We start from the raw sequence: 1,409 nt of genomic DNA, 5'->3' as shown, positions 1-1,409 counted from the left end.
AAGTGATTGACAAAAGTCATAACTTGGGGTATAGAGTGAATCAGATCAGTGAATCAGGCAATTGGTGAAAACGCGATTGACCGTAGGTCACGCTACGCGATGCGACCTAGGAGCCGCTAAAAGCGATCGCATTCTCACGCATCCCCTATCCCACTTAGTTCATGTAGGGTGGGCAGTGAACCAAACCGATTCACCAAGCCAAAGCCCATGGCTAAGCACTGCCCACCAACGGATTAATCACAATTGATGTAGGGTCCGCAGTCAACCAGACCGATTCACCAAGCCAAAGCCCATGGCTAGGCACTGCCCACCAATCCGGTTAATCACAGTTGATGTAGGGTGGGCAGTGAACCAAACCGATTCACCAAGCCAAAGCCCATGGCTAGGCACTGCCCACCAACGGATTAATCACAGTAGATGTAGGGTCCGCAGTCAACCAGACCGATTCATCAAGAAGCGCGATCGCATTGCTAGGCACTGGCCACCAACGGATTAATCACAATTGATGTAGGGTCCGCAGTCAACCAGACCAATTCACCAAGCCATAGCCCATTGCTAGGCACTGCCCACCAAACGATTAATCACAGTTGATGTAGGGTGGGCAGTGAACCAGACCGATTCACCAAGAAGCGCGATCGCGAAGCGGTTCCTTACTGGCAGTGCCAGACGCTGCGCGAACGGAACATCGCATTGCTAGCCACTACCCACCAAACGATTAATCACAGTTGATGTAGGGTGGGCAGTGAACCAAACCGATTCACCAAGAAGCGCGATCGCATTCTCACGCATCCCCTATCCCACTTAGTTTATGTAGGGTGGGCAGTGAACCAGACCGATTCACCAAGCTGGCGATAAAATTACTTGAAACTGCCCACCAAAGGATTAATCACGGTTGATGTAGGGTGGGCAGTGAACCAAACCGATTCACCAAGCCAAAGCCCATGGCTAAGCACTGCCCACCAACAGATTAAAACAGAGGAAAAACAGGAAACAAACCAGATCAAAGAGATTTTAACTGGTCAGTTATTTCCGCCACCGTGTACTAGTGGTTAGACAAAGATCAGATCCGCTGGGGCAATGATACCAGAAACTATAGCAATAGGATCCGGGGCAGGAGGATTGATATAACTGATAAAGGTAATTCCAAGCGCAGCAACTGGAGTGAAATTATAGTCTGCTACATTCCCATGGAGTTGAATTGTATCTGTACCAGATACGAAATCCGTAATTAGAGCGTAATCACTCAGTCCTCCACCGACATAGTAAGGATTTGTGCTATCTCCAAGCACAAATGTATCAGCATCAGCTCCTCCGGTTAAGGTATCAATTTCATTAATACCTGGATTGCTACTGGTGGGATCGACACCTACGATGGTATCCTGACCTAAGCCACCGATAAGAATATCATA

The 1,409-nt window shown here is 48.5% G+C and carries 4 protein-coding genes and 1 pseudogene; 4 read left to right on the top strand and 1 reads right to left on the bottom strand.

What is annotated here, in order from left to right; translation table 11 throughout:
* Window positions 1-64 precede the first annotated feature (64 nt).
* From F6K49_RS49130 to F6K49_RS49115, 4 genes are all read left to right on the top strand, one after another.
* A complete protein-coding gene (locus F6K49_RS49130) occupies window positions 65-247 on the top strand; it encodes a hypothetical protein (protein ID WP_293110013.1) in 183 nt (60 codons plus the stop codon).
* A 45-nt stretch (window positions 248-292) separates the two neighbouring features.
* Complete coding sequence (locus tag F6K49_RS49125; RefSeq protein WP_293110011.1) at window positions 293-496, top strand: hypothetical protein; 204 nt, start codon at window positions 293-295, stop codon at window positions 494-496.
* A 101-nt stretch (window positions 497-597) separates the two neighbouring features.
* Window positions 598-729, top strand: a complete 132-nt coding sequence (locus F6K49_RS49120; RefSeq protein WP_293110009.1) for a hypothetical protein — start codon at window positions 598-600, stop codon at window positions 727-729.
* A gap of 132 nt (window positions 730-861) precedes the next feature.
* Window positions 862-1,053, top strand: a complete 192-nt coding sequence (locus F6K49_RS49115; protein ID WP_293110007.1) for a hypothetical protein — start codon at window positions 862-864, stop codon at window positions 1,051-1,053.
* On the opposite strand, the pseudogene F6K49_RS49110 reads toward F6K49_RS49115, so the two are convergent.
* A pseudogene (locus F6K49_RS49110) lies at window positions 1,050-1,409 on the bottom strand (calcium-binding protein); the annotation flags it as partial. The gene F6K49_RS49115 and the pseudogene F6K49_RS49110 sit on opposite strands and share 4 nt — an antisense overlap.

Source organism: Moorena sp. SIO3I6, assembly GCF_010672095.1.
Note: the sequence above shows the minus strand (reverse complement) of the source record. Positions and strands in the feature narration are given on the sequence as shown.